This window comes from Quyinboa mangrovi (assembly GCF_042219825.1).
GTDB lineage: Bacteria > Bacteroidota > Bacteroidia > Bacteroidales > UBA5342 > JBHJHP01.
In genome coordinates, this window is sequence record NZ_JBHJHQ010000002.1 from 188,659 (window position 1) to 213,410 (window position 24,752).

Below are 24,752 nucleotides of genomic sequence, written 5' to 3' on the forward strand. Positions count from 1 at the left end.
ATATTTTGGTCAGCTCAAAACTCTCTTATAACGAATAATTTGCTATTTTAGGGTCGCTTTGTGCTAAATTATAAATATCTGACATTTTATTGGAATGGTTTTTTCTGGTAATAATTCGGCTTTAGCAGAAAAAACATTATTGATTATCAGGATAGTTATATTCACAGAGCATTATATTCTTCTATTTTTGAATTAGGTGATACATAAATAAATTTTTTATATAAATTTTAAACATGAAAAACGTACTGTTCCGGGTATTTATATTGGTTCCATTTTTGATCAATATCAATTGTCTTTTTGCTCAGCGTACTTTGGTTAATTTTAATGAGTCATGGAAGTTTGGTACTGCCTCTGAATCAGAAGTAATCAAAGTTGATTTTGATGATTCTGGCTGGCTCACGGTTAAACTCCCGTATACATGGAATGGTTTGGATGGACAGGATGGCGGGAATAATCTTTTCAGAGGTGCCAGGTGGTATCGAAAAACCTTCATGGCAGAAAATGCATGGCAGGGGAAAAAAGTATTTATAAGGTTTGGATCTGCCAATATGAAAACAGATGTGTATGTAAACGGGCAGAGAGTTGGGACACACATCGGGGGGTATGCAGCCTTTATTTTTGATATAACAGAATATCTGGCTTACGGTGCAAATAACACGGTTGCCGTAAAAGTTGATAATTCCTCAACCATTGATGCTCCCCCGCTTTCTGGTGATTTTTCATTTTTTGGCGGTATAACCCGAGATGTTGAGCTGATAATTACAGATCCTGTATTTATTTCTCCTCTTGATTATGCTTCTCCCGGTGTTTATATAACTCCGCATAATATTTCGGATGAAAAAGCTGATGTGAATATTAAGGTTCTGGTTGGGAATCATGAAACGCAGGAGAATGATGTTGAAGTTGTAGCCTATGTGAAGGATATGGACGGAGTAAAACTGGACAGTGTAAAAACCAATGTTGTTGTTAACCCTAATACAATAGTTAAAACTTCGATGGATGTTGAAGTTGCAGAGCCAACGTTATGGGATGCAACTCTCAATCCGTATTTATATAGTGTTGAGATAAATCTTAAAGTTGGAGGTGTGATTACAGACAACCTCATACAACCTCTTGGGTTCCGCACTTTTTCGGTTGATGCAGACACAGGTTTCGTGTTAAACGGTAAAAAATATAATCTTCACGGGGTTTGTTTACATGAGGATCGTCCTGATATTGGACGGGCCATTAGCAATGAAAACCGTAGAGAAGATCTGAAAATTCTTCAGGATTTAGGATGCACTTATTTACGTCTGGTTCATTATCAGCACGGTGAGTTCACCTATGATTATTGCGATAGCATAGGGATGGTCCTCAGCACTGAGGTACCTTTGGTTAATTTGATAAGTTCAAGTACTGCATTTACTGAAAATTCCAGATCGCAGTTAAATGAATTAATCAAACAAAATTACAATCACCCGTCTGTTTTATTTTGGGGCATGTTCAACGAAGTTAATTTTCATGCGGGCCCTGATCCGGCACCACTTATTGGTGAATTGAATGCACTGGCCCACGATCTTGATTCAACACGTTTGACTACAGGTGCTGCTCAGCACGATGAGGCTGATACACACTGGTTGCTTGATGTGTGTGGCTGGAATAAGTATATGGGCTGGTACGATGGTTCTTTTACTGACTATGCCTCATGGGCCGATTGGTTGCATGACGCTCATCCTGATGTCAAAATAGGAATGAGTGAGTATGGTGCAGGTGCCAGCATTTATCACCATCAGGATGTGTCTATTCGTCCTAATCCGGGTGGATCATTTCATCCCGAAGAATATCAGTGTGATTATCATGAGGCCTATTATCAGGCTATGCTGGAAAGACCATTCATCTGGTCAAGCGCTGTCTGGGTAGCTTTTGATTTCGCATCAGACTATCGGGCAGAAGGTGATGCTCTGGGTATAAATGATAAGGGGCTGGTTACCCGTGACCGTAAAGTAAAAAAGGATGCTTTTTTCTATTATAAAGCTAACTGGACAACCGATCCGTTTGTTTATATTACAAGCCGGCGTTTTACTCAACGAACCAATGGGAATACAAAGGTGAAAATATACTCAAATTGCGACTCTGTTGAGTTAAACGTTAACAACCGGTTTTTTACTGCTCAGACAAGCAGTAATCACATTTTTCAATGGAATGATATCACGCTGTCAGAAGGAGATAATACGATAATTTCCAAGGGGTTTAAGAATGGTGTGGCCTTTAACGATACTTGTATCTGGAACTACAAAAAATCTGCGAATGATACCTTGTTACCCGGAGATATCCAGATCAATTTTCAGCCTGCTAGTAGTGTTACTCCTGAGGGATATCTTGCTGATGATGGTTCGGCTTTTGGAGATCGGGGTAATGGTTATTTTTATGGATGGACTCCTGCCAACACAGGCAACACGCGCGAAAGAAGCTTCACTTCCAATCCGGTTTTCAATACACTGAATCATATTCAAAAAGACGACATCAGTTATACATGGGAAATTGCTGTTAAAAATGGTATTTATCAGGTCAGTATTGGTTCAGGCGATCCCGATTATACAGATAGTTATCATAAAATTTTAGTTGAGGGTCAGCTGGTGTTGGAAGGTTTTAATACTCATACTTCGATGAAGGTTGCCACGGATACTGTTACAGTGATTGATGGCAAAATGACTGTTGCCCCGGCTGCCGGAGCCTCGAATGCAAAAATAAACCTCATACATATAACCCGGCTGGATAGCCTTTCTTCCGAGCAGTTTGGAATACAGAACGGAAGTTTTGAATTACCGGCTGATGATGTGAAATTTCGTGCGGATGGTGCAGGAGGTGCGACTGTTTTTAATGGGAATGTACCAGGTTGGTGGGCAGATGCAGATGCAACGGATTGTGGTCGCCAGGACTCAGGGAAGCCTGCTTATGACGGTAACTATACGGGATATGGATTTAATAATGATGGTGGTTCAATTTGGGCAGTTGCAGGAACTGTTCCTGAAAATAAGCGAAAACTTGATTTGTCTTTTTATGCATCGGAAAGCTGGCCTGGTGGACAGACAGGAGTTAGTATCGCGGTTAAATTTGCTGTTTATGATTCGGAACCATCGGATTATACAGTATTGGAAACATTGACAAAGCCTTTTGACGCAGTAGAAACAGATATAAACGGGTGGAAAAATTTCACATTTTCCTATACCTTGCCAGTATCAGCCGAAGGCAGAAACCTGTTAATAGGCTACGATCTCATTACCCAGAATGAAGGAGATTCATGGTTTAATTTTGATAAATTTACATTAGATGCTTCTCTGGTTACCGGTATTGACCAAAATACATCAAAGACAGAAATAGTAAGGGTTTTCCCAAATCCGGCATGTGATTATGTAACTATCCTGTCAGATAATAATTCCTCGGGTAAATATACCTTTTACAATGTTGCAGGTAAAATGGTCATTGTTGGTAATTTAGTAGGTAAAAGTCATACAGTTAATGTTAGTACATTGAGTAAGGGTATTTATTTTCTAAAAGTTGAAACAGATTTTGGCTCACAGGTAATAAAAACCATTATTGATTAAAGTAGAATTTTTTATTCGGAAAATTTGCTGTTAATTTTATCCATGAGAAAGAATTCTGATAAGATAACGTGTCGGAATTGAGACGGAATTAAACTATAAACAAATTGAAACTATGACTAAAGTAGGTTTATTTGGTATTGGATTAGATACATATTGGAATCAATTTGATGGGTTATTAGATAATTTGAAAGGTTATCAAAATCAGATTAGAACAAGACTTACTGCATATGGTGTAGAGGTAGTAGATGCCGGAATGGTTGACAATACTGATAAAGCAATTATTGCGGCAGATCTGTTTAAAAAGCAGGATGTGGAAATTGTCTTTTTATACATATCAACATATGCACTTTCAGCGACGGTATTACCGGTTGCTCAAAAAACAAAGGTGCCAATAATAATTTTAAACCTTCAACCTGTTTCTGCACTTAATTATGAAAATTTCAATGCATTAAACGATCGTGGAAAGATGACAGGAATCTGGCTGGAACATTGTCAGGCCTGTTCAGTTCCTGAAATAGCAAGTGTATTTAACAGATCAGAAATTAAGTATGATATTATAACCGGGCATTTAAATGAGGATTTAGCATGGCTGGAAATCGAAGCCTGGACTGAAGCCGCACATGTAGCTTCAGTTATGCGAAAGAACCGTTTAGGTATTTTGGGTCATTACTATAATGGGATGTTGGATGTTTATACAGACCTTACAAAACAGTCATCCACTTTTGGAACTCAGATTGAATTGCTGGAGATGTGTCAGCTTAAGGAGTACCGTGACAATGTAACACAAAAAGAAACGGAAGATAAAATCGGAGAGTTTAAGGCTATTTTCGACGTTGTACCTGAATGTGATATTGAGGAACTTGACAGAGCTGCCCGCACTTCTGTGGCGTTTGACAAGTTGATTCAAAATCATAATTTAGGCGCAATGGCTTATTATTATGAGGGGATTTCCGGAAATGATTATGAGAATATTGTTACATCCGTTATTGCTGGAAATACGCTTTTGACAGGGAGAAATATTCCTGTGGCTGGAGAATGTGAAGTTAAAAATGCCCAGGCCATGAAAATTATGGCAGAATTTGGTGCCGGAGGATCTTTCTCAGAGTTCTATTTAATGGATTTTGATGAAGATATTATAATGCTTGGTCATGACGGTCCGGCTCATTTTGCTATAGCTGAAGGGCGTGTGAAACTAGTCCCATTACCAATGTATCATGGGAAACCGGGTAAAGGACTGTCCATTCAAATGACAGTAAAACATGGCCCTGTGACTCTTCTTTCTGTAGTGGAAGGCAAGGAAGGCATCTTTTTTTTAGTGGCCGAAGGAGAATCAGTAAAGGGACCTGTACTTGAAATTGGGAATACTAATAGTCGATATCGTTTTTCGATTGGTGCGAAAGAATTTATGAACAGTTGGAGTAAGCAGGGACCGGCGCATCACTGTGCAATTGGGATTGGGCATATTGCTGATAAAATTGAGAAACTGGCCTTTTTATTCAATATCCCTTTTGTTAGGATTTGTTGATGTTAAACGATAGTTTGTAAATTCAGTCTTAATCGGATAATTTGGTTCATTATTTTTAAAGTATAAAAAATAAACGCAAATGAGATTAGCTTTATTGGGTTTGGCTATTTGCTTTTTTAATGTTTTTAGTGCGGGTATTGATCTGACTCCAAATGAAATAGATGAAAGTCGGGTTCATTTAGATAATGAACTCACAGTATCGTGCGATACTGTGACTGACCAGGCATTTGTTACAGAAAGCGGAGCAAATTTTGTATCCTTTCAGCAAAATGCTGTAATGACTTACAGAGGTTACCAGTATATTGTTTTCTGGAATAAGGAAAAACAGGTGTGTTTATCGCGTAAAAAACTACCCGAAGGAAACTGGAAAACAATTGCATTTACCGATTATATATCTGATCACGATATCAGTGACGGACATTATTCTATTTCTTTTGGAATTTGTAAAAATGATGGTACTATACATCTGTCCTTCGATCATCATAATGATGAACTACATTACCGTGTTTCAGAAGAAGGATTGGCGAATAAACCTGAATCAGTTAGTTGGTCCGCAGAATCATTCAGTGCGGTAAAAAACTATCTTGAAAGTGGTGTTATTTTGAATGAAGCCAAATTCCCGGGCGCAATTACTTATCCGCGTTTCATTTCAAAACCAAATGGAGATATGCTGTTTGAGTGTCGGACCGGTTGGAGTGGAGACGGGAATTCACATTTATGGGAATATTCCGGAGCCTCTCATTCATGGACTTACATAGGAGAATATCTTCATGGCAGGTCAGATGGGATGCCTGAGGGATATGTGAATAACTGCGGGTACATTAATGGATTACATTACACACCCGGAGGAACACGGTTACATGTTTCACTGGTTTGGCGCGATTCACCTGATCCCAACAGCAATCATGATATTTGTTATGCGTTCAGCGACGATGATGGACGTACCTGGTATAATAGTGATAGCATGCTAATTGGAACAACCGGAAGTTTTGATAAACGGAGATTGCTGAATTTTTATTCAGAAGGATTCAAAGTACTGACAGTTGGTCAAAATCGTGGCTTGATTAATCAGGAAGCACAGGTGATAGATAGTAAAGGAGGCATTCACATATTACAATCATATATGAAAGATGATGCCCGAGGAAATTCCTGGTACGACAGAAGAACTAAGGCATATATGAGACACATTTATCAGGATAAAAATGGTGTTTGGCAAAATGATGTTATTGCAGAATCAAGGATCGATCGTGGTGATATTGCAGCAGATGCTTTGGATAATTTATATGTTTTAGGTCCGGATTACAGGGTTTACATGGCCAAAGCAAAAGAAAACTGGGACACATGGCATGAGTTTGATGTTTCTCAGGATGGGGAGGCCGTAGCCGAGGGTCTAATCGACCGTGAAATGTTATTAAAATATAATGTCTTATCTTTTGTTTTGGCTGAAAGTGATTTGAAAGGTCATATTATCGTGCCTCATTACGAATTACCCGATGCAGTCTCAACAGTTGCAGAATAGACAGCATAGTTTACTTTTTTGAACCAAAGTATTTTAGTGCTTAATTTATTACAATTAGATGGTATCCCTTAATAATACGGTTTACATTGCTACTTTTTCACATTTTGGATTTCATACCGTATTGCTTATTCAGTAAAAAACTGAGTTTATATCGATACACCTTAGAATCAGAGGTATCGAAGCTGGGTGTTTTTCAATATTTAAAAGTTTCAAATCCTTACCCGATTATTATCTTTGTATCTTAAGGTTAAAGTTTAGATGCGAGTATTAAAGCTAAATAGATTCTTTTTGATAATTACCATTCTGGTATTCGGACTGGATTCAGCTTTATTATCCGCGCAGCAAATTACGGTGAGGGAAATTCCTGCACTGGATAAACTGCCGGTGAATGCCATTCACCGTATTTTTCAGGATAGTGATGGGTACATGTGGTTTGGTACATTTAACGGACTTTGCCGGTATGACGGGTATGAAGTCATTACTATTCGTTCCGATTTTCAGCACCCCGATCTGCTGGCTGATAATTACATCACTTATATTAATGAGGATCAGAACAAAAACATCTGGTTTGGTACATTAAAGGGAGCCTATATTCTTAGCAAAGAGAACTACAAAATAACACCTGTTGATCTGGGTGAACTTTCATCTCAAAATGTTTTTTCGATTAATGTTACTCATGATGGCACAATCTGGATCAGTGTTTCAGGAAAATTACTCCGGTTTAAGTCCGATGGTGAATTAATTAATACATACGATATTAGTTATGATAATGCGCCCCGCAGCGTGTATTTTGTATATGAAAACACGGATGGCGAACTCCTCATTTCAATAACCGGTGGAGGAATGTACCGGTTGGACAGGCAAAAGGATCAGTTTGAACCTTATTTTCATAACCGGAATTATATGGATATTGAACGTATTATCCGGGATAAGGAGCACAACTGTTACTGGCTTGGAACCTGGGGCCGTGGCATTGTTCGGTTCACACCTGATGCAGAAAACGAATCCCAGCGTTATGTTCCGCAACCCTTGCCTTTGGATGCCATGAATCAGCCGGTTGCGGATCTTTTTCATATGGTAAGAGATGATGAATTTGGCTATTTATGGGTGACAACTCAGAAGAAACTTTTTGCATTCCGGATAAATGAAAAGGGAATGCTGGAACAGGTTGATACCTCACCATTTCTGGATTCAGATAATAAAATGCTGTATGAAATCTATAAGGACAGGGAAGGTAAATTATGGGTTTCTGCATTTGATGTGAAAAGTTTCATTATTGATATACACGAACATAAGGTAAAAAAATATCCACTAAAGGGTTTAAGGGACAGGATCAGGGCAAATCCCGCTATCGTTGCCTTGTATTATGACAAGGATAGCCTTTTCTGGCTTTCGCAGGAACGATATGGATTATACATGTATGATGCCAAAACGGAAGGCCTGATGCATTATTCAGAATGTGAAAGTGTCAGAAATCTGCCATTCTGGTATGTTCAGGACATGATTGGTTCTAAAACTGAAAACATGATTTGGGCTGTGACTTATGGATCTGAGGTATATGGATTGAGCCATGACCGATTGAATATGGAACTGCAAGTGCAGATAAAACTCAACGACGTTTCAGATAATCCCGGATTAGTGGCTTCTGTATGGGAGGATAAAGCAGGTAAACTTTGGATCGGAACCGGAACGGGCTTATATGTTTATCACATTTCCGGTAAACAACTGGAACCTTATGCAGAAGATCTGGGTCATGTAGCAGATATTACTGAAACAAATGATGGAACGATTTGGCTTGCCGTGCAAAACAAAGGCATCTGTTCCATTGACTCCAAACTGAAACTTACCTGGCATCCTTTTAAAAAGGATTTTGTTTGTATTGATGCAACCAGTGATGGAAACCTTTGGCTTGGTACCGGAAAGGGAGAGGTGCTGAAGTATAGTTTAAAAGATAACAATCTGGAGGACTACAGTCTGGCCTGTGGTATGAAAGGAGATATCATTAACAATGTGGTTGTAGACGAGTACAATCATTTATGGATTGTAACCAATCAGAATATAAAAGAGTATAATCCATATAACAGTGCATATCGCATCTATTCTACACGAAACAGCGACTATCTGGTGACCCGGTTTCTCTCGAATGCTGTGTTTTACAATAAACCGGATGAGATATTCTTTGGTGGGATTTCAGGTGTCATCTCAATATCGCCTTCTCAACAGTTGGAAGGGATACCCGAAAAAGTATCTACCCATATCACGGACATCAGAATCAGTGGAAAGAGCATTATGATGGATTATACGAATGGTAAAAGGAATGACGAGTTACTGAATATTTCTCCGGATGAAAAGAATCTTGAAATTGACTTTTCCTCGCTGGATTTTCATCATTTGGATCAGATCCGTTATGCTTATCGTATGGAAGGGCTTGAGGATGAATGGGTTTATCCCGATATAGGTATAAATACAGCATTTTATCGTAATCTTAAAAAAGGAGATTATACTTTTCAGGTTAAGTCAACAGACAAAAACGGGTTGTGGAGTAATCAGGTAACATCACTGAGTATTGTACGGCAGCCCGCATGGTTTGAAAGCTGGATAGCGTATGTTATTTATCTGTTGTTGGGATTAAGCGCTTTAATTTATGGTGTATACATAGTTGCCCGACGGACAGAACGACGTCATAAAGAAAAATGGGCTGACAGTGCAGAACTGGTTAAAATGCATCAGTATGTTGATAGTAATGAAAGCGCATCAACACCGGAATTCGTAAAGATTGACAAGACCATGATAGATAAGGCTACACATATTGTTGAAAGCAATCTGGATGATAGTTCTTTTAATATCGAAAGCCTAGCCAATGAAATGAACATGTCCCGGTCCACTCTTTCCCGAAAGATAAAAGTCATTACAGGTAAAACGGCCTTTGAATTTATCAAGGAGATTAAGATGGTACATGCACGAGGTATGCTCGAAAACAAAACAGCAACTATTACCGAAGTTATGGCTGCTTTGGGGTACAGTGATTATAAAAACTTCACAGAATCCTTTAAAAGCATTTATGGAATTTCACCCGGTGAATACCAGAAAAGATCCAAATCCTGACACTGATTTGTTTCACGGTTCGGGATCAGTGCCATGCAAACGCACGAAAACACCATGGTATTTTTCTTCAAATGATTGGGGTTTTTATTCATTTCAGACTTGCCCTGTTACCCCCTTTTAATTGATTTATAACCCATAAGAGTTTGTTTTTTTATTCCTTTTCTTTGATGTTGGATTTTTAAGTATTCACAATATCAAGGTTTAAACATCATGCATATGCAGAAAGCTTTTATCGTTAAAATCACGTCAGGGTTTAATTATTACATGTCAAAAATTAATGTAAGATCAGGTTTCCTGCTTCTGGTGATATCAGTTTTGTTTATCACATCCTGCACGTCAACAGGTAAAGAAAAAACAGTAAAAGTAGAAGCAATGGAAAGGCCGGTAAAGATTTCTGCCGTTAAAAACATTACCGGGTTTTTCGGACACCGCATGGACGTTAACCGGAAAAACTATCTGGAAACATTTCCCATTGATAAATATGTCGATTTTATTGTTAAACGGGAACATACGGATTGGAACTGGACACAGGCAGAGCAGCATGGCAAATGGGTAGAGTCCGCCTATCTGTCTGCAATCCAGTCTGATGATCAGGCTTTACTGGCTAAAGCAAAAGATGTATTGGACCGGATTATTGCTTCACAGGAAGAAAGTGGTTATGTTGGTGCAACAGCCAGAGATTTTCGTTCTGCTGAACGCCCGGTAAGGGGGATGGATCCTTATGAACTCTATTTTGTATTTCATGCTTTTATGACAGTTTATGAGGAGACAGGGAATGAAGAGGCTCTGAATGCTGCCGAAAAACTGGCAGGATACTTTTTAGAATACTTTGGCCCCGGAAAGCAGGAGTTCTGGCCATCAGATTTACGTCCACCGGAAAACATCCGGCACAAGTTGGCTGGAACGTCACAGTTTGCCGGTCACAGTGTGCATTATTCATGGGAAGGCACTTTGCTGGCTGATCCGGTAACACGGTTGTATGAACTCACCGGTAAACAAAAATATCTGGACTGGAGTCAATGGGTGGTCAGTAACATTGATAAATGGAGTGGCTGGGATTCATTCTCCCGCCTCGATTCAGTTGCCGACGGAAAGCTTGGTGTGGATGAACTTCAGCCCTATGTGCATTCCCATACCTTTCATATGAATTTCATGGGTTTCTTAAGGTTATACCGCATAACCGGGGATGAATCGCTATTAAGGAAAGTGACCGGTGCCTGGAATGATATCAATGAACGACAAATGTATATTACCGGTGGCGTAAGCGTGGCAGAACACTATGAACACGATTATGTAAAACCACTTTCCGGAAATATAGTGGAAACCTGTGCCACCATGTCCTGGATGCAACTCACACAAATGCTGCTGGAACTGACAGGTGATGTGAAGTACGCGGATGCCATTGAAAAGTTAATGATTAATCACGTATTTGCAGCTCAGGCAGCTGAAGAAGGCATTTGCCGGTATCATACACCACCAAACGGTACAAAACCGAATGGCTACTTCCATGGTCCGGACTGCTGCACTGCAAGCGGACACAGGATAATATCGTTGATTCCAACGTTTGTTTATGCGGAGAACGGAAAAGATTTTTATATTAACCAATATCTGGCATCGGATTATGAAGGGGATGCATTCAAATTCAGGATCAATACCACATATCCTGAAACGGATAAAATTGAACTGGCAATTGTATCTGAAGATCCTGTTGACAAAAATCTGATGTTAAGAATTCCTTCCTGGTGTAAAACACCTGAAGTGAAATTAAACGGCAATATAATTCGTGAAGTCACATCAGGGACTTATCTTCAGCTTTCACAGAAATGGAAGAAAGGGGATATGGTTGAAATTCGTTTTCCAATGGAAGAGAAGTGGATTACAAGAGCACATCACAGTGATTATACCATGTATTATTTACCGGGTGGGGAACACATGTATAGAGAGGTTCCAACCGAAATTATTCCTTCAGCTTTTATGAGAGGGCCGGTTGTTTATGCTCTTGATATGTTTTGGAATACTCAGCTGGACGCTTCAGCAGATCTGAATAAAGACATTAGAATTAATACATCCGTGTTACCAGTTCCGGTTCAAAAACAAGATGATAAAATGCTTGGGCCGGTTTATGAAACAAAAGGATTCTTAAGGGGAAAAGAGGTTAAACTCGTTCTCACCCCATTTGTCAATATTGGACAGTGGACCCGGACAGATCTACCGGATCCCGACAGGCATTCCAGTGCTTACACATACGGTATATGGTTGAATCATATGTAGTGGATTAAAGAAACAATAAAGGATAATATAATGAAACTTGCCATGAAAATGTTAAAGACTTTAATGATTCTGTTTGCCTATACAGGGCTGACTGCAAATGCGCAAACCCTTGTGAATGTTGCGCCCAATGTATCATCGGTAACAGCATCATATACGGCAGCATGGAATAATCTGAATGCAGTGAATAATCAAACTGCTGGCTTTGGTTTAGCGGGAGGTGGATTACCTGCATTAGGTAACTCTGAAACATGGGGATCCTGGAGCAATACCCGTCCGGCATCTCAGTGGCTAAGTTATGAATGGTCCGATTCGGTATCCGTTAATAAAGTATCGGTATATTTCTGGTGTGATAATGCCGGTTCAACGGCAGGCGATGGCGTGGCCATGCCTTCTTCCTGGAAAATTCAGTACATGAACAGCAGCTCGTCTGAATGGCAGGATGTTACGTTATCTGATGGACAGGCATACCCACTGAATATTGCATCTGTCAATGCTGTTGAGTTTGAACCGGTAAAGACAAAAACACTACGGTTATTTCTGAATGCTTCAACCGACGGAACTTCTTATGCAGCATTGGGTGTAACTGAATGGGAGGTTTATTCAGAGTTTGCAGATCCTTCTGTGTTGGTAAATGCATCTAAGATTGTTTTATCGGATGTCAGGGGAAAATCCACAGCAACACTCAATGTTAAGGGTATCAATATTCCGGAAGAAGGAATTGATGTGGCATTTAAAAATGGATTAAGCGGGGTTGAGCTATCAGCAGCACATATTTCACAGCTTGAGGCACAGTCAGTTGGCGGCTACAATCTGACTATGACATTTAATTCCGTGGAAGGAACAAGTGCCTTTGATACGCTGACATTTCTAACCGGTTCAACACATAAAGATATTGTTGTTAATACCTCCAGGGACAACGACTGTTTCCAGGAGAAAGTTCTGAACCTTATTTACGATCCGCGTTTTCTTACCATGGATCGGTATTCAACCTGGAGCAATCCTCCTACACTTGTTACCCTTTCTGATGGGGAGGATATTAAATGCGGTGCTACATGCTTAAAACTGAATGGCACATCGGGTATTGAGTCTCCGAATATGTATTTTGATGCTGTTGAATATAAATTGAGCGGATGGATTAAAACCAATGGTACCTTCGAAACAGGAATTTATGGTAACGGTGGTGTGTTCACAAGCACTGATGATGCAACAGTGGAGCAGGCCCGCGATTATATTTACTTTTTGATACCGGATACCGAAGGAGAATGGCAATTTTTTGAGCATACGTTCAGCGTGGCAAATCCCGTAGGTGGTGGTGCCTGGGTAAATAACGGCCATAACGAAACGGCGACTACTGTTTACCTCGATAACTGGCAGATTTATGATGCAAGCGATTCATTAAGTTCAGATACCGGTGGTACCCATGAATATCATGATTATCCGATTGAACCGGTTTCATTTACAGAGGTAAAACTTAACGACGCATTCTGGTCGCCCCGTATTCTTCAAAACCAGGAAACAACCATTCCTATTGCACTGAATCAGTGCTACATCACCGGACGTGTGGATAATTTTAAGAAAGCCGGTGGTTTAATGCCTGGTTATTTCTCTACAGAATACACCTTCGACGATACAGATATTTATAAGATACTGGAGGGAATGTCGTACTCCATTCAAAGTCTGCCCAATAAGGAACTGGAAAAGCAGATGGACACACTCATTTATTATATAGAAAAGGCACAGGAAGAAGATGGTTATTTGTATACAGCCCGTACAGCAGGTGAACCCGGTAATTTACACGATTGGGTAGGAGCACAACGCTGGGAGAAAGATCCGGATCTCAGCCACGAACTGTACAATTGTGGTCATCTTTATGAAGCAGCAGTGGCGCATTATAATGCAACAGGCAAACGGTCATTGCTGGATATAGCCATTAAGAGTGCAGATCTTCTTGTGAAAGACTTTTTAGTGGGCGGTTTAACATATGAGCCTGGTCATCAGATTGTTGAAATGGGACTGGTTAAATTATACCGGGTCACAGGAAACAAAGATTACCTTGAGCTGGCTAAATACTTTCTTGATCTGCGCGGAACCAAAGGTGTGATGCGAAAAGAATACAGTCAGAGTCATTTGCCTGTCGTTAAACAGACTGAAGCAGTTGGACATGCTGTTCGTGCGGTGTACATGTATTCAGGAATGGCTGACGTGGCTGCCTTAACGAATAACCCCTCGTATCTGCATGCCATTGATACGATTTGGGGAAATGTGGTTGATAAGAAATACTACATCACCGGTGGAATTGGTGCCAAACATGACGGTGAGGCCTTTGATCATAATTATGTTTTGCCCAACAAGGAGGCCTATTGTGAGACCTGTGCGGCTATCGGAAATGTATACTGGAATCACCGTATGTTTTTAATGCACGGACAGTCAAAATATTACGATGTGATAGAACGCACATTATATAATGGCATTATTTCCGGAATAAGCCTTTCAGGCAATCTTTTCTTCTATCCGAATCCATTGGAGTCAGACGGGGAATACCTGTTCAACCAGGGAGCCAATACCCGTAAAGAGTGGTTTGGCTGTGCCTGTTGTCCAAGTAACTTATGCCGGTTTGTGCCTTCCATGCCGGGGTATATTTACGCACAGAAAAGTGACAGTATTTATGTCAATCTTTATGTTCAGGGGGAATCCACGATTAGTCTTAATGAAGATACGGTACGGATTACGCAGGTTACCAATTATCCGTGGGAAGGGAATGTCAGCCTAACTGTCAATCCTGAAACATCAAAAGCATTCAGTCTTCTTCTCAGGGTTCCGGGCTGGGCAAAAAATAATCCTGTCCCCGGTGAATTGTACAGATATCTGGATGCCACTGTAAACAACATTACCTTATCTGTAAATGATGAACCGGTGGAATATGAGTTGAATGCAGATGGCTACATTGTGCTCACAAGAACCTGGACATCGGATGATGTGATTCAGATTAATTTTCCGATGGATGTACACCGGACTGTGGCTAACGAACTGGTAGAAGAAGATGCAGGTAAAGTGTCACTGGAACGCGGACCGATTGTATATACGCTGGAATGGCCGGATAATGGCGGACATGTACTGAACAGTGTTATTGAAGACAATAATCAAATTACTGCAGTAAGTGAACCGGAATGGATGAATGGAGTGGTGAGTCTTCAGATTGATGGTAAGATCGCGACCGCTGACCGTGAAACAAATACCATCGTACTTCAGGATAAGAAACTGAAGGCTATTCCTTACTATGCCTGGTCGAACCGCGGTCCCGGTGAAATGGCGGTATGGATTGCCAGAAGCAGTGCGCATGCCGAAGCCACACCGGCAACAGATACCCTTGTTTACGATGTGCGGGTGAAGCCGGAATATGGTCCTGACAACACGGTTTATCCTTTTAATACTGTGGTTATTAACGATCAGCTTTTAAACGATGCATTTGGATTAAGTACTGCCGAGTTAAGGAGTAGTTTTGGTTCAACCCTAAAATATGCAGCATTAAGTCCGGCCGGAACGCTGAATACAAATTCCACTGCAACAAATCCGGGGCACTGGTTTGATCCGGACGGATATGTTACAAACTGGAATAGCAATTCCGTTGTTTTCTCTGAATTCGACATAAGTAATCTGTCTTTTAAAATAGGGTTATTTCCCGGATTAAGTGATGAAGGGGATACATATACCGTTAGCCAGGCACTCACATATTCCACCGGTACTATGGCTCGCCGTGTTGTGTTCAAATTCGATGTTATGGTAACAAACGCAACAGGAATTGATACGGATAAAAGACCAGAAGAACAAACTGCATTGATTTACAGCGCAGGAGATCAGCTGGTTGTCACTAATATTTTATCTGATACAGGTATTCGGATTCATGATATATCAGGCCGACAGTTTTTTAATCGTTTAGCCGGGGCGGCTAGATTTACGATAAAACTACCATCCGGTATTTATATCGTTACAGCAGGTAACACCAGGCAAAAGGTTTTAATTGTGGGTAAATAATAAGCAAGACTTTAGTTATGGGCAATAAAATAATTCTGACAATTGCAGGTCTGTTTGTTTTCATAATATTGAAAGCTCAGCCGGAAAAATTTGATAATATCTTATATGGTGTGGCCTACTATCATGAATACATGCCATTCGAGCGTCTGGATGAGGATGTACGCATGATGAAGGAAGCCGGGATATCGGTTGTCCGGGTTGGAGAATCAACCTGGAGTCTGTTTGAACCCCGCGAAGGTGAGTTCGAATTTGCATGGATGGACCGGATCATTGATAAAATGCATGAGGCAGGCATAAAGGTAATTCTGGGAACACCAACCTATTCTATTCCAGCATGGCTCTGGCACAAACATCCGGAAGTTTTACTGGAGTACAAAAACGGGGGCAAGGCTTATTATGGCATCCGTCAAAATATGAACATCACTGATCCAACTTACCTGTACTACAGCGAGCGAATCATTCGCAAAATGATGGAGCATTATGCACAGCATCCGGGCATCATTGGTTTTCAGGTTGATAATGAAACTGAAACACGTGGTGTAAACAACGAAAATTATCAGGTCGGCTTTGTGAACTACCTGAAAGATAAATTTAAAACACCCGAAAACCTGAATAAAATCTGGGGATTAAACTATTGGGGAATGACCATTGATAGCTGGGAAGAGCTTGCTCCACGCGACGGCATTACCAATACAGGATATAAACTGGAATGGGAAAGGTACAACCGTAAATCCCTGGCGGAATTTCTGACCTGGCAGTCAGCCATTGTTCGGGAATACAAACGCGATGACCAGTTTATCATGCAATGCTTTATGACATCGGTAGAAAATGTGGATCAACACGAAAGCGCTAAATTAATGGATGTGATGGGCGTGAATGTGTATCACCAACAGCAGGACCACCTGACAGGACGTGAAATTGCTTTTGCCGGTGACTATTTCCGTTCAGTTAAACATAAAAACTACCTGATTACCGAAACCAATGCCCAGACCACAGGATGGGATTCAAAAAACCAGCAACCACCTTATCCCGGTCAGTTACGGCAAAATGTATATGCGCATTTGGGCTCAGGCGCCAATATGGTGGAATACTGGCACTGGCATTCCATTCATTACGGGCAGGAGATTTACTGGAAAGGAATTCTTTCGCACGATATGCAACCCAACAGGGCTTATGCTGAAATGTCTAAGACGGCTCATGAACTTCAGGCTATTGGTAAAAAGCTGGTTAACCTGAAAAAGGAGAATAAAGTGGCAATACTGTTCAGTCACGATTCGAACTCAGCTTTAAACTTTATGCCGTTTAATCATCAGGGAAATTCATGGAACTATTACAAGTATAACCAAATGGATCAGTTCCATAAAATTCTGTACGAGAATAATGTAGGTGTTGATTTTGTTTTTCCGTACGATGAAGATTTTAAGGGTTATGAATTGTTAATCATTCCTTCATTATATGTGGCAAGTGATGAACTGCTTGAAAAACTAAAATCCTATGTCGAAAATGGCGGTCATATCATTATGCAGTTTAAAAGCGGATTCTGCGACGAAAACTCAATGGTGCGCCCAACAGTTGCACCAGGCCCCTTGCGTGAGTTATGCGGATTTTATTACCAGGAATTTTCAAGCATTGGAGAAATGACCTTAAAAGGTGATCCTTTCAGGGTTGGTGAAGATCAGAATAAAGTACATACCTGGGCGGAATACATCATACCTGAAACAGCTGAGGCATTGGCATATTATAACTACAGGTACTTTGACAAGTATCCTGCTATTACATCGAATGATTATGGAAAAGGAAAATTAATTTACGAAGGCTGCATGGTGTCAGATGCCATTCAGGAAAAAATTATATTGAAAGAACTGGAGAATCTGGGGCTTAAAACCGCCGATCAGGATTTGCACTGGCCTTTAATAACCAAATCGGGTAAAAATGATGATGGTAACACCATACGGTATTACTACAATTATTCATCCGAATCCAGGGAAATTGAGTATCCCTACAAAAAAGGGACGGAATTGCTTACGAATACAAAGGTGAGAAATCAGCAAAAACTTGCCATTGATCCGTGGGGAGTAATCATTATTGAAGAATAGAGACAAGTTCAAATATAAAATGGGAAAAACTAATTTAGTGCAACTATAATATAGGCATAGAATCGGTTGATTACCATGATAAAAAAATGAGAAGTAATTGATTTAGAAATTTTATGAAAAAGGGAATTGCATTTATTTTATTGGCAGTCGTATTTTTTTGTGTTGCATCTATACAGGCTCAGGTGCCTATTGCTGTTACAAACGGTGATTTTACATCACCCGGTGTAAAAACGAATTTTGACAACAAAGGGAGTGTTCCCGGATGGAGTACAGACGGACCTATAACAGACTCCGGTGTAGAAGCCGCAGGTACTGCTTACTGGAAAGGAGCTGACGGTTCGGCATACAACCTTACAGATTATATCATCGGAACAGGGGATGAATTTACGTTGACCTTCGATGGGTATGATATCTGGAGTGGTGCTAATAATTTTGTGGCTACATTGTTTTATGATAATGGTGACGGCGTTAGAAATGTTCTTGCCAGTACTACATTTAATGGGTTAGTTACCAGTCCCGAAAGTTTGCAGGTATTTGCAACTGCAACACCGGAATCTATCGGCTCGTATATAGGAATAGAGTTTGATGCAAAAAACAGTGGATGGACTGGAGTTGATAATGTGACCTTAACCAAAACTGATACATGTGGCAGTGTTGAACTGACAAGCGCTGTAAAAATAAATGATGGTGATACCTTAGACCTAAACTGTGCTTATGCCGTTGTCGGAAATACAGTTGAGTTAATCCCTAGCAGTCTTGATTCAGCACAAACCAACGATTGGCACTGGGAAGGTCCAAACGGATTTTCTGCCGATGTGAAAAACTTAAAACTTGTAGATGTCGAGACCAATCAGAGCGGAACGTATTATGCTACATATTTTAACTCGTGTGGTAATGTGTTTACTCAACTTTTTCATTTGACTGTTTCCGCACAGGAAAATGGAGCAAGATATTTCTGGCCTGAATACAATCCAACGATAGCCTTTACGCCGGAAAACCCAAATTTACCTATGCCAACTCAGAATTTGCCAGATCAATGTGGGGGGACAGATTACAATTATAATTGGTGGACATTTAAAAAAGGTCCCAATGCGAATTCATTGGTTACAGATGAAGCCATCGATTCCATGTTAAAATACTTTGATCGGGAGTTTGCTTATTTTTCTGATGAAATGGGTTGGCCAAGAGATAAACGTGCAAGAAACGGGTACCGTTCAGCGATCTACTTATTTGGATCTGGTTTGTGTACAGATGATGCAGACAGCACAGCCTTAGGTGGTTGGATGGGGGTAAGCATGTATAACGGTGAAGCCTGGCCTAACGTTTTGGCATCTTATTTTCCGGTCAGCAGATTTGATCCAAATATTCCGGATGATGGTTCAATGGGTGCTATGATACATGAAGGTATTCATGCAATCCTGGCGGATATGCCTGGTTGTAAGGATGCGGCATGGTTTCATGAAGGAGGAAATACCTGGTTACAGCAGGAAGCTGCATCCAGAAGATCAGGTGGTTATGGTGCAATGGGATTTTTAAATGCAGGTACGTTTGTAGCTCCGTTTATGCCAATAGAATGTTACAGTGGCTGGTTGCAGGATGGATCATTTGGAGGTCCGGCAGCAGAAGGTGTATATCAGGGAGATTATGCCAGTACCTGGAGAACACTTTTAGGAGGTACACAATATGGAAACGGATTCCCGGTTTATTTAGCTCAGGCTTTGGGTGATAAGAGTATTCCATGGATATGGCAAAATTGTCCTTCACGTGTATTAGAAGGTATTGCTGATTCAATAGGAGAAGAACAGATTCGTCGTGTGATTTATGAATACAGAGCGAAACAGGCATTGGTAGACTTTGGACCATGGACTAACTCAATCAGAGACCTGATCAATGGATACTCAGGTATCAATATTATAGCTGAATATGAGCCGGCGTGGTTACATCCTGAACCATGGACTTCAACACCCTACGTGAAAGTGACAAAGGATACTGCCGGATGGTATGTTCCGGAAGCAAGAACAACGCCGGGATGGTCAGGAGGTAATCAAATCCCGTTTCATGTATCAGGAGATACAGTAGTCATGTACTTCCAGCCATTGGATGTGAACATGACCTGTCAGTTGTGTTACAGAACTTCAGACGGACAAATGATTTACGGACAACCTGTTTTTGGCGGGGAATGTATGATCGCATTGGATCAGCAACCAGCCAACGGAGTAGTCTTTGCGGTGGTATCAAATACGGATTATATTTATAAAGGAGAGAAAACCCGTACACATCATTATGACTATCGTATAAAACCGGTGAAAAATGTATTATACAAAGCAAACATATATAAGAAATGGTTTAATTACAATACCATTATAAATGATCCTATGCCTGTAGAAATTGATACTACACTTGTTTTGATGCATTCTTATCCCTTTGAAGACGGTACTGCAAATGATACAGTCGGAATTGCAGACGGAACACTTGTTGGGGGTACAATTTCAGATGGCATTTATACTACATCGGCACAGGGAGAATACATTGACCTTCCCGGAGATATAATAGGTCTTAATAACTATTCGGCTGTTACAGTTGAAGCATTTGTTAAAGCAGGTACAACGAATACGGCAAACACAATGATAAGCTATTTCGGAGGTACCTCAGGGACATTCGGAGTAAACTATTTCTACATTACGCTGGCTAATAACAATGCCAGCAGTGCTGCCATTTCATGCGAAAACACAACGTCTCCCTGGGCAGCTGAGGACAGGGTATATGGTACAAAGCTTGACGACGGTGGGCTTTACCATCTGGTCAGTACGCTTTCAGGCGACGAAATTACATGGTATGTCAATGGTTCATTGGTTGGGAAAAAACCTTTTACCGGAAGCAACAGAATTCAGGCCCTTGATAATTCATTTGCTTACTTATGTAAAGGGGGATATTCTGCTGATGCAACATGGATCGGTTCAATAGACGAATTTAATATCTATCAGGGTATAATGAACGAAAACACTATTGCTGCCCGGGCTGAAAATTTTCTTGTTTCTACTGATATACGGATTGTAAAGAGCAATTCGCAGCCGGAAATGATCATAACCCCGACAGTATTGACGAATGGAGCATTTCATTTGAGAAATGCAACTAATGCAAACGTCAGGGTATATAATGTTACAGGACAGTTGGTAACGGAATTTAAAGCAGATTCAGATGTGACTGAGTTTTACCTGAATAAATCTCAAATGTATCTTATCGAAGTCAGATTGGATGGTAAAACCAAATTATTTAAGGTGATCAAGGTGTAAGATCATGTTCCCGGTTTGATTGCCTGATCCTTATAAGAGCCTGGTCATAGCTTCAGAACCGGGGCACATTTTCACTTAAAACACATTTGTGCTGATTCCCGAAACATTAGTTATGGTGTTCCGGTAAAGGATTAAGTTAGTTCACAACCGCAATTAATACCATAGTCTGACCGAATACTACTGAGGTGAAAATACAGGTATTCGCGGACTTGCAACGGATAGGTAGAATACACTGATCCATTGTCACAGCTAAATATAAGTAAATTAAGTAAATCGCATAGGCTAACTTTTTAGGTAATAATTTATGGAAAGAAAGATATTATTAGGTTTATTCATCATTTTACTCTCTGTTGTAAACAGTTTAGGACAGGTTGAATACAGCATCACAAGTCCCGATGGGGTAATTATTGCCAAAATCGTATATACTCAGGATGCGCACATGACGTATTCGGTTTATCATTCAGGTTCACAGGTCCTGGAACAATCAAAACTGGGGGTTGTAAGAACGGACACAGATCTGTCTCAGAACCTGGTACTCGATTCTGTTTCAAATATTTCCGAAGTCTCTGATCAGTATACCATGTTACATGGGAAACAACATGAGTGCTCGTACCTTGGAAATAAAAGAGTATTCCATCTAAAAGGTGCAGATAATACATTAATGGATATTATTTTTCAGGTTTCCAATGACGGAGTAGCATTCCGGTATTATTTCCCAGGAGAAACAGCGAGTGTCGTTAAGATAACCAAAGAAACATCTTCATTCAATTTTCTGTCATCTGCAAAGGCATTTTTGCAACCGGCCATGAATTCAAAATCGGGTTGGAACCAGACACAACCATCATATGAAGAACAGTACTGGCGGGATATTAACGTTGGTACAACAGCACCATATACAGCCGGATGGGTAATGCCGGCACTGTTTCATACAGGGGATTTCTGGGTGAGTCTCACCGAAACTGCTGTTGATTCAAATTATTGTGGTTCAAGGTTAAGTCAAATCTCAACCGGGGGAGAATATAATATCCAGTTTCCTCAATCAACGGAAGGTACAACAGGTGGAGTAGTTTATCCTGAATCTGTACTGCCATGGTTTACGCCGTGGAGAATTATTGCATTATCTGATGATCTTGGGGATCTGGTAGAATCCACCCTGGGTACTGATCTCGCCATCCCTGCAAAATATGATGTTAGTTCATGGCTAAAACCGGGCAAAGCATCATGGAGCTGGATTATGTTAGGTGATGGTTCAGTTAATTATGACGTGCAAAGACAGTACATTGATTTTGCCGCCTCTATGAATTGGCAGTATTGTCTGATTGATGTTAACTGGGATGTGAACATTGGATACACAAGAATCGCCGAACTGGCAAATTACGCTGCTACAAAAAACGTGAAACTCATTTTATGGTATAATTCAGCCGGTGACTGGAACACTGTTACGTTTTACACACCGCGCAATAAGTTGCTGACACATGCTTCACGTGTGGAAGAATTTGCAAAACTTCAGGAAATGGGCATCGCAGGGATTAAGGTCGACTTTTTCCCCGGTGACGGACAATCGGCAATGAAATACTATACAGACATTCTGAAAGATGCAGCGGACTATCAAATTGCGGTGAATTTCCATGGATCAACATTCCCAAGAGGCTGGGCCAGAACCTATCCCAACCTGATGACCATGGAATCCATCAAAGGTGAGGAATACATTACGTTTAACCAGGCTGATGCCGAAGCTCAACCAGCTCACTGTACCACAATTCCATTTACGCGGAACCTGTTTGATCCCATGGATTTCACACCGGTTAATTTTTCAGGTATTGCTGGTATAACCCGTAAAACAACCAAGGGATTTGAAGCTGCTCTTTCTGTTATCTTTTTATCCGGAATTCAGCATTTTGCTGAGTCCGTAAACGGCATGGCACAGCAGCAGGATTTTTTGCAGGAATACATGAGGAATATTCCCGATACCTGGGACGAAGTGAAATATATTGACGGTTACCCCGGAAAATATGTTGTCCTGGCACGAAGAGCAGGTGACCGGTGGTTTATTGCCGGAATAAACGGAGAACCCACAGAGAAGACTATAACTCTGGATCTGCCTTTTGTTAATGATACGACACAGGGGATAATATATACAGATTCTATCAAAACATACAGGATCATTAAAAGAGGGGTTAAATTTTCGGAACCTTTTGATGTAAAAATGTACCCTTATGGTGGTTTTGTGATCAGAACTAACCTGGATAATTCTGAAACTGATACCATGACATATGCCATTGATTCCATTATATCAAATAACAAAGTCGCTCTGGATTCCGGTTTGGTTGGTTATTTCCCGTTTGATGAAGGAGAAGGGGTAACAACAGAAAACAGTGTTAAAGGTGATAATGTAGCACCTGATGGAACTCTGCATAATAATCCTGCCTGGGTAGATGGAAAGTATGGTAAGGCACTGAGTTTTTCGAATGCTTCAACGAACCATGTTACCATTGGAACGTTTGATCCGACCCTTGGCGGAAATGAAATGTCAGTTTCTGCATGGATCTACTGGAAAGGCACAGGAACAGGTGGATGGCACGGATTGTGCGGAAAACGGGATGGATGGACAAATGCGCCTTTTATGTGGGATATAGCAACTATTGAAAATAACGGTATTTTCCAGTTTGAGGTGAATACCGCAGCAGGTAAAAAAGTGCTTCAAACCACCTCTCCTCCGGCAAGTAACAACTGGACACATGTGTTACTTACTTTTGACGGTGATTATGCTACGTTTTATTATAACGGGGAAGTTGAAAGTCAGGGCCTGATGACCTATGGTAATGGCAGAAATGCAACATTTACCATTGGATGTGCTGAGAAAAACGGGAGTTATGCATTTAACGGGATAATTGATGATTTCAGAATATATAACAGAGTGCTTACAGGAAAGGAGGCCAGTGCATTGTACGCCCTGGTTCCTGAAATTGCAGACAATATTAATCATCCTGCAACAAATATAAATAAAGCCTTGCAGGTTTATCCAAATCCCGTAAATTCAAGCGCTGTAATCTCATACAGGCTTAATAAACCAGGAATGGTTAATATTTCACTATATGATTGCACCGGAAAAAAAATTAAAGAATTGGTAAACCAATATGTGGAAAATTCTGAAAACAGCGTTACTCTTGATGGCTCTGATTTGGCCAGAGGGTTATTGTTTTCTGTATTAAAAGTGGATGCCAGGTTTATGGCTGCTGAAAAAATCATATTGAATTAGTAGCGGAGATTCAGAATTGTATAAAACCATATGAAGCGTGTAATGTTAAATAATTAAGTGATAAAACA

Annotated in this window: 9 protein-coding genes; all 9 read left to right on the plus strand. The window is 40.5% G+C overall.

Annotation, left to right across the window (positions count from 1 at the left end):
- Nucleotides 1–233: 233 nt before the first annotated feature.
- The 9 genes from ACE1ET_RS04080 to ACE1ET_RS04120 all read left to right on the plus strand — a co-directional run bounded on the left by ACE1ET_RS04080 (nucleotide 234) and on the right by ACE1ET_RS04120 (nucleotide 24,684).
- On the plus strand, nucleotides 234–3,584 hold the full coding sequence (locus tag ACE1ET_RS04080; RefSeq protein WP_375727088.1) for a glycoside hydrolase family 2 TIM barrel-domain containing protein: 3,351 nt from the start codon (nucleotides 234–236) through the stop codon (nucleotides 3,582–3,584).
- Nucleotides 3,585–3,696: 112 nt separating this feature from the next.
- Nucleotides 3,697–5,109, plus strand: a complete 1,413-nt coding sequence (locus tag ACE1ET_RS04085) for a hypothetical protein (protein ID WP_375727089.1) — start codon at nucleotides 3,697–3,699, stop codon at nucleotides 5,107–5,109.
- Nucleotides 5,110–5,188: 79 nt separating this feature from the next.
- Nucleotides 5,189–6,628 (plus strand): BNR repeat-containing protein, encoded by a 1,440-nt coding sequence (locus ACE1ET_RS04090; RefSeq protein WP_375727090.1) that lies wholly within the window; start codon nucleotides 5,189–5,191, stop codon nucleotides 6,626–6,628.
- Nucleotides 6,629–6,916: 288 nt separating this feature from the next.
- Nucleotides 6,917–9,733 carry a two-component regulator propeller domain-containing protein gene (locus tag ACE1ET_RS04095; protein WP_375727091.1) on the plus strand — a complete coding sequence of 939 codons (2,817 nt, stop codon included), beginning with the start codon at nucleotides 6,917–6,919 and terminating at the stop codon, nucleotides 9,731–9,733.
- Between the two features lie 216 nt (nucleotides 9,734–9,949).
- A complete protein-coding gene (locus ACE1ET_RS04100) occupies nucleotides 9,950–12,004 on the plus strand; it encodes a beta-L-arabinofuranosidase domain-containing protein (protein ID WP_375727092.1) in 2,055 nt (684 codons plus the stop codon).
- Nucleotides 12,005–12,052: 48 nt separating this feature from the next.
- Nucleotides 12,053–16,036 carry a beta-L-arabinofuranosidase domain-containing protein gene (locus ACE1ET_RS04105; RefSeq protein ID WP_375727093.1) on the plus strand — a complete coding sequence of 1,328 codons (3,984 nt, stop codon included), beginning with the start codon at nucleotides 12,053–12,055 and terminating at the stop codon, nucleotides 16,034–16,036.
- A 17-nt stretch (nucleotides 16,037–16,053) separates the two neighbouring features.
- Complete coding sequence (locus ACE1ET_RS04110) at nucleotides 16,054–18,132, plus strand: beta-galactosidase (protein WP_375727094.1); 2,079 nt, start codon at nucleotides 16,054–16,056, stop codon at nucleotides 18,130–18,132.
- Between the two features lie 113 nt (nucleotides 18,133–18,245).
- Nucleotides 18,246–21,425, plus strand: a complete 3,180-nt coding sequence (locus ACE1ET_RS04115; protein ID WP_375727095.1) for a LamG-like jellyroll fold domain-containing protein — start codon at nucleotides 18,246–18,248, stop codon at nucleotides 21,423–21,425.
- Between the two features lie 304 nt (nucleotides 21,426–21,729).
- A complete protein-coding gene (locus ACE1ET_RS04120; RefSeq protein WP_375727096.1) occupies nucleotides 21,730–24,684 on the plus strand; it encodes a glycoside hydrolase family 97 N-terminal domain-containing protein in 2,955 nt (984 codons plus the stop codon).
- Nucleotides 24,685–24,752: the final 68 nt, after the last annotated feature.